This window comes from Telluria sp. GW821-FHT07G12, assembly GCF_059418525.1.
Genome location: NZ_JBWKQA010000009.1, coordinates 168,403 through 174,979 on the forward strand (window position 1 = coordinate 168,403; position 6,577 = coordinate 174,979).

General features: G+C 61.5%; 7 protein-coding genes. 2 read left to right on the forward strand and 5 right to left on the reverse strand.

From position 1 onward, the window contains the following. Nucleotides 1–1,818: a DUF885 domain-containing protein gene (locus AC07PE_RS25510; RefSeq protein WP_498769834.1), complete on the reverse strand. Its 1,818-nt coding sequence runs from the start codon at nt 1,816–1,818 to the stop codon at nt 1–3. A 176-nt stretch (nt 1,819–1,994) separates the two neighbouring features. Here AC07PE_RS25510 and AC07PE_RS25515 point away from each other — a divergent pair, with 176 nt between their 5' ends. Then, a complete protein-coding gene (locus tag AC07PE_RS25515) occupies nt 1,995–2,441 on the forward strand; it encodes a hypothetical protein (RefSeq protein ID WP_498769836.1) in 447 nt (148 codons plus the stop codon). A 21-nt stretch (nt 2,442–2,462) separates the two neighbouring features. Here AC07PE_RS25515 and AC07PE_RS25520 read toward each other — a convergent pair whose 3' ends face one another. Then, nucleotides 2,463–3,167 carry a DUF4336 domain-containing protein gene (locus tag AC07PE_RS25520; protein ID WP_498769838.1) on the reverse strand — a complete coding sequence of 235 codons (705 nt, stop codon included), beginning with the start codon at nt 3,165–3,167 and terminating at the stop codon, nt 2,463–2,465. A gap of 22 nt (nt 3,168–3,189) precedes the next feature. Here AC07PE_RS25520 and AC07PE_RS25525 point away from each other — a divergent pair, with 22 nt between their 5' ends. Next, nucleotides 3,190–4,122 (forward strand): LysR substrate-binding domain-containing protein, encoded by a 933-nt coding sequence (locus AC07PE_RS25525; protein ID WP_498769840.1) that lies wholly within the window; start codon nt 3,190–3,192, stop codon nt 4,120–4,122. 81 nt (nt 4,123–4,203) lie between these two features. Here the strand turns inward: AC07PE_RS25525 and AC07PE_RS25530 are convergent, their stop codons facing one another. The 3 genes from AC07PE_RS25530 to AC07PE_RS25540 form a co-directional block, all read right to left on the reverse strand. After that, the gene (locus AC07PE_RS25530; protein WP_498769842.1) at nt 4,204–4,911 is read right to left on the reverse strand and encodes a TlpA family protein disulfide reductase; all 708 of its coding nucleotides are present in this window, start codon (nt 4,909–4,911) and stop codon (nt 4,204–4,206) included. A 273-nt stretch (nt 4,912–5,184) separates the two neighbouring features. Continuing rightward, nucleotides 5,185–5,580 carry a hypothetical protein gene (locus AC07PE_RS25535; RefSeq protein WP_498769844.1) on the reverse strand — a complete coding sequence of 132 codons (396 nt, stop codon included), beginning with the start codon at nt 5,578–5,580 and terminating at the stop codon, nt 5,185–5,187. A gap of 95 nt (nt 5,581–5,675) precedes the next feature. Beyond that, complete coding sequence (locus AC07PE_RS25540; RefSeq protein WP_498769846.1) at nt 5,676–6,236, reverse strand: septal ring lytic transglycosylase RlpA family protein; 561 nt, start codon at nt 6,234–6,236, stop codon at nt 5,676–5,678. Nucleotides 6,237–6,577 lie beyond the last annotated feature (341 nt).

Sequence of the window (6,577 nt, forward strand, 5' to 3'; positions counted from 1 at the left end):
TTACTTGGCGCTCTCGATCCAGCGGTTCACCTGCGCCTCGAGGATGGGCAGCGGCAGCGTGCCGTCGCCCAGCACCACCTCGTGGAACTTCGCGTAGCTGAACTTCGGCCCCAGCGCCTGCTGGGCCTTGGCGCGCAGTTCGAGGATCTTCAGCGCGCCGGTCTTGTAGGCCAGCGCCTGGCCCGGCCACACCATGTAGCGCTCGATCTGGTTGGCGGCGCGCGCCTCGCTGTAGCCGAGGTTTTCCATCGCATAGGCGATCGCCTTCTCGCGCGACCAGCCCTGCGCGTGCATGCCGGTATCGACCACCAGGCGCACCGCGCGCAGCAGCTCGTCGTTCAGGTGGCCGTAGTAGTAGGCGGGATCGTCATAGAAACCGAACTCGCGGCCCAGAGTCTCGCAATATAAAGCCCAGCCCTCGGTGTAGGCAGCGGCGCTCGGGTGCTCGGTGAAGAACTTGCGGAAGTCCGGCAGCGGCAGCTCCTTCAGCAGCGCGGCGTGGAAGTGGTGGCCCGGCACGCCTTCGTGCAGCAGCAGCGTGGCCATGCCCACCGTGTCGTACTCCTTCGGATCGTTGACCACGGCCCAGAACACGCCCGGATGCGAACCGTCCGCCGCCACCGGCGTGTAGTGGTCGGAGGCGGTGGCGCGGGTCAGCTCGGGTTCGAGCTGGATGTCGAGCTTCGCCTTCGGCAGCAAACTAAAATACTGCGGCAGCTTGGCATCCACCTGCGCGTAGATCTGGCGGTAGCGCTCCAGCACCTGCTGCTCGCTGGTGAAGGGCTTGAATTTCTGCTGGGCGGCGACCCACTGCGGGAAGCCTTTCAAGGGCCCGTCGTAGCCTAGCTTGGGCGCCAGCTTCGCCATCTCGCCCTGGATGCGCGCGACTTCCTTCAGGCCCAGTTCGTGGATCTGCGCCGGCGGCGTATCGAGGTTGGTGTTGTTCCTGATGCGGGCCTGGTACCAGGCGGCGCCGTCCGGCAGCGCGCCATAGCCGGCCGTGCTGCGGCCTGCAGGTAAATAATCCTTTTCGAGGAAGGCGCACAGGCGCGCAAGGGCCTGGTCGATCTTCACCGCGGCCTGGCGATAGCCGTCTTCGAGTTCGCGCTTGTTCTTGTCCTTGAAGGCCGCGGGCAGACGCTTGGCCGGCGAATAGAACACGCTGGCCTGAGGGTCGCTGCTGCGCAGCTGCTGGAACTGCGGCAGCATCCTCGTCGTGACGATCTTCGGCTGCACCACGCCGGTCCGCATGCCCTCTTTCATGTTGACGATGGCCTGGTCGATCCAGGCCGGCAGCTGCTGCAGGCGGTGCAGGTAGGCGCGCTGCTGCGCCGGCGTCTCCAGCGGCTGCGAGCCGGTGCCGCTGGCGTAATTGGCCAGGTTGCTCGGCACGTTGTCGAAGTGGTTCAGCGGCAGCAGGTGCTCGGGGAAGCGTTCGAGGTCGAGCTGGGCCTGGATCTCTGCGGCCAGGATGTCGTAGTTCAGCTGCGCCTTGGCGTCGAGCCGCGCGCGGTCGACCACCTTCAGCTGCTTGAGGAAAGCGTGATTCGCAGCCAGGTAGCGCTTGCGCACCTTCGGGTCGATCGCCATGCCGATCTGGTCGTCGTAGCGGCTGTCGCCGTTGGCGGTGGCGTAGAGGAGCGGATCGTATTTCGCGCGGGCGTCGTAGAACCTGGCGGCGATCTGGTCGACCTTCTTTTCCGAGGCCTGCGCCGCGGTAGCTGCCGGCGCGGCGTGGACGATCGTGAAGGGGACGCTACCAACGAAGATTGCGGCAGCCAGGCTGGCTGCGCGCATGGACCGGACGGACGGGAGCATGCGTTTCCTTGTGAATGAAATTCCGACAAGGATACCGCAGCCTCCTCTCTCTGGACAGGCTTTACACCTGGGCCATGCCCCCCGAAGCCAGGAGCGCCGATGGGCAGTTGCCGAAACCGCCGGGCTAAGCGAACATACGCGTTCTCCGATCCCCTACTGCACTTTCAAAGGACACCATGTCTCGCTTCGTCGCGGCCTTCATGGCTGTTGCCGCTCTTTCCCTCGTCTGCTCAGGTCCAGCCTTCTCGCAAGGCTTCAAACGTACACCGATTCCTTCTCATCACCCGCTGGTCGGAGAATGGCGCGTCGAGGTAGCAGGCACTAATTGTCATGAACTCCGTCGCGTCAAACCCAATGGGACCTTTCAAGTCTGGGCCGGCGAGGAAACCTCAGAGAATGAGTTCGCGATTTCCGCAAGCCCAGGCAAGAGCGGCTTCTACAAGCTGGTCGACAAGATCGTCAAGGACAATGGAAAACCGGACTGCATGGGCGGGACCACGCCGGTGGGCCATGTGGCAACCAACTTTATTTTGTTTGTCCCATCCGGCGAGAAATTCATGATGTGCGCGGAAGAAGATACCAACACCTGCTTCGGCACTTTTATTCGTCAAAAAGCGAAATGAAGCCGGCCGGAGCACCGTCCCTCAAGCTTTCCTTTCGGACGCCGGCTCATATCCGAAGCGGCTGAACGCCCGCGCCACCAAGGCATGCGCCTCGTGCTCGACGATCGAATTGTGCGCCGTGATCACGCGCGTGAAGGGCCACTGCAGGATCACGCGCGCGCTGCCCGCCGCCAGCGCCTTGTCGCGCGTGACGAGGCGCACCGTGCGCGGCACGTCCAGGTGCGAGCGCACCCCGGTCAGACGCGCGTACAGCGAGGTATTCCACGGCAGCTTCCCGCACCAGCATTGCAGCACGTCGGTCATGATCAGGGTTTGCGAAGCCTTGTGGAACCACACCACCTCGTTCACGAAGGGGATGCCGCGGATGATGGCCTGGTCGAGGTCGTGCTGCCACTCGGGCGGGACGGCGTCGCCCAGCTCGATCAGCCCTTCCAGGTCCGGGCGCTTGGCGGCCACACCCGGCGCGCCGTACAAGGCGGCATGCGGGAACATGCGCTGGGCGTGTTTCGCGAACAGGTGGTGAGCGCGGTTCGGGGCGACGATCCAGGCGACCTGGCCAAGGCTGCGCAGCTGTTCGGCCACGGCGTCGCTGAAGCGCACCGGCGAGTGAATCCACAGCCGGCCGTCTTCGAAACGGACCACGGTCATGCGCGAGGCGACGGCCAGGCCGGCGACCTTGAAGCCGCGTTCCATGTGCCAGAGATTGGGGGCGATTTGAATGAGCATGCCGCTATTGTAAAATAGTTACATGCTAAGAATCAGCCTCGATGCACTGCTCACGGTCGATACCATCGCCCGGCGCGGCAGTTTCTCCGCCGCCGCCAAGGAACTGTTCCGGGTGCCGTCGACGATTTCCTATACCGTTTCCAAGCTCGAGGAAGACCTCGGCGTGCAGCTGTTCGAGCGCTTCGGCCCGCGCGTGGTGCTCACCGCCGCCGGCGAAGAGCTGCTGAAGGAAGGCCGCTACCTGCTGAAGGCGGCCGGCGACCTCGAAAGCCGCGTGCGGCGCGTCGCCTCCGGCTGGGAGACCGAATTCACCATCGGCGTCGACTCGGCGCTCTCCCCGCTCGGGCTGCAGGACGATATCCGCGCCTTCTATGAAGTGGCCGACCAGACCCGCCTGCGCATCGTCAAGGAAGCCCTGTCGGGCACCTGGGAAAGCCTGCTGGACCGCCGCGTCGACTTCCTGGCCGGCGCGGCCGGCGAAGGTCCCTCCGGTGGCGGCTACACCGCCGAGCCGCTCGGGAACATGTCCTTCGTGTTCGTGGTCGCGCCCTCGCACCCGCTGGCCAAGGTAAAGCACCGCCTCGGCAAGGCCGAGCTGAGCGAGCACCGCGCCATCTCGGTGGCGGACTCGGTGCGCCTGCTGCAGGCGCGTACCGTGGGCCTGCTGTTCGGCCAGGACACGCTCACGGTCCCCGACATGCAGACCAAATACGACTTCCAGGTGGCCGGTCTCGGCTTCGGCTTCCTGCCGGAGCCCTGGGCCCGTCCCGCGATCGAGGCCGGGCGCCTGGTGGCGAAAGAGGTCGAGGAGCCGCGGCCGGACGAAACCCTGTTCATGGCCTGGCGCACCGGCGAGGAAGGCGCGGCGCTGAAGTGGTGGCGCGAACGGTTGCGCACGACGCCGCCGCTGGAGCGCATGCTGGCGATGAACTGTCCGGTCGAGCGGCTGCTATAAGCGGCCAAGAGTCTTCGGGAAGATCTGCATGGCCATGGCGCCAATCCGTCTGTGCATTCTTTTACACCAGAGCCGATTGGCTTACTTCGTCTTCTCCAGCACCTCGTCTACCCAGGCCAGAATCTGCGGCGCGTGCTCGTTCAACCCGCTGCGCACCGCCACCACTTTAGCGTCTGGCCCGACCACTAGCAGCAGCGGGTACGACCGCACCTTCAGGGTCTTGATGTAGATATCGGCATCTGCAAGCACGGGCCATTCCAGTTTGCGCTTCTCCACAAACGCCTTGGCATCGCCCACGCTGTCAAAGGTCAGCGCAAAAAAGCCCATGTCCGGATGCGCCTTGGCCAGTGCGTTTAACTGCGGCACCTCATGGATGCAAGGCCCGCACTCCGCGAAGTAGAAGCTCAGAACGCTGTAGCGCCCATGCAAGCTCTTGCTGTCGACGACCTGGCCGTCCAGCCCCTTCAATGCGAACTCCGGCAGCGTATCGCCCACCTTGAGCGCGACCGGCGTGGCAGGCGACTTCGGCTTTTCGTTCGGATCGTTCCGGCGCAGCACCACATCGACGGTGCCGTCCGCGTTCTTGTGCTTTTCAACCTGAAAGGAGCCCGGTAACGCCATAAACTCTTCCTCGGTCACGGGCTTGCCGTGCATGTCGAGCAAAGAGATCTTGTGCGCTTCCTTCAAATTGAGCATTTGCCCCATCTGAGAATCGACAAGTGGACCGGCAAAACAAGGCGCGGCCAAGCAAGCGGTCAAGCCGACGACAAATCGCTGAAAAATGTTCATGAGCACAAATCGATGAGTTGTGAATGTGTGGCGGTTTAGTAAGCCGCGTTCTGCCGCGTCCCACCAAACTACTTCATTGCTGAGCTTCTTAGCACTAATTTTTGTCCGGGGTAAGGTCCGGTCTTGGCCGAACTCGGCCGTTTGACTCAGCATAGCAGGTTGCCGACCGTCAAAAAGTCTCGAACTATCACACTCGTCCGTTGCTCACGCGAAGCAGTCGCACCGCCAGCAATACATGGCCTGCAGCGGGCCAACAGGTTTTGTTGAGCGTTCTCAGCCGTCAATAGAAGCCGTGGGCTCAATGTACTTTTTGCCTAAGGCGATCCTGGCATTAGTATGTGACACATGCTTGAGGTAAGGCTGGCCGTCGCCTTCAGAGATAAAGAAAAAGTATTCCCCGTACTCGTTCCGCGCAAATCGTTGGACCCTCACCAATGTGGAGGCATCGCTTCCTTCGTCAGAATGCTCTTGGTGCTCGTCCACTATCTCGGCAGTGCGCCCATCGAAGCGCAGATTCGGAACCGTGCTGTTGACGACAAGTGCTCGGAATTCCTCATCGATACACGGCAGGATGCCGTCTTCGTGGCCGCGCGCCAAGTCCCTGACACGACTGGTAACGATTCCTGCGAAACCGATCAAAAAAACGAGAAAAAATAGGATTGAGTACATGTCTGCCGGTGAAAGATTGCACCACTGATGTCAACGCGCTGAAAGTCCGCTATTGGCGAATAGCCGACCTATGTGTCTCAACATGTACAGAGCCTTTATGGCAGGATCAGGTCGATCTCGACCAGCGCCCTTCCTTTCGCCGCATAGCCGAGCTTGGCTGCGGCTACGTATGATAGATCGATGATTCTGTCATAGAGAAACGGACCGCGGTCGTTCACGCGAACGACCAGCGTTTGACCGTTCTCGACGTTGGTAACCCTGACATAAGAGGGGATGGGGAGGGTCGGATGCGCAGCGGTGAGCTTCATCACGTCGTAGAGTTCCCCACTCGCCGTCGGCAAACCGTGGTAACGGGTTCCGTACCAGCTTGCCACGCCACGCGCGTGGTAGGGCATTAACTTGTTCATCGGCCGGTAGCTATTTCCCATAGCAACATACGGCTTGAGCGTACCAGTGACAAACCGCTCTGCCCTGGGTACTGGCTCCTTGACTGCATCAATCTGCGCCTGCGTTATACCTTTTGGTGGACCATCGTTGAGGTAATAGCCCCCACCAGCTTTCGTTGGCTGAACTTTTGGTGTCGAGCAGGCTACAAGAGACAGCGCGCACGCAGCTATCAGCCCTGCTGTTGAACAGACAGATAAAATGCTTCTCATCGTTGCTTCCCACACGTTTCATCGGCCCGATGCTCGCAGAGTTGCCACCATGTCGGGTGACTTGCCTCCGCACTCATGGGCAAACATTGCAAGGCTCATGGCCGAGTTTGTAGATCATACATGTGGAACGGCAGAACAGAAAAATCGCTCTGCCGCAGGCTTGGGTCAGCGAAGGTCCGGATTGAGAAGCTGCCGATCGTCGGTTCGGCATAACATTTTGTGAACGTAAAAATCCTATGAGGTGTCTTGATTGTCCGCAAACGACCTATTCCGTTGAAAAACTCCCCTTGATGCCAGCTCTGTCAACGCCTACCGTTATCTAGGTAAAGCGCGAAGACGGA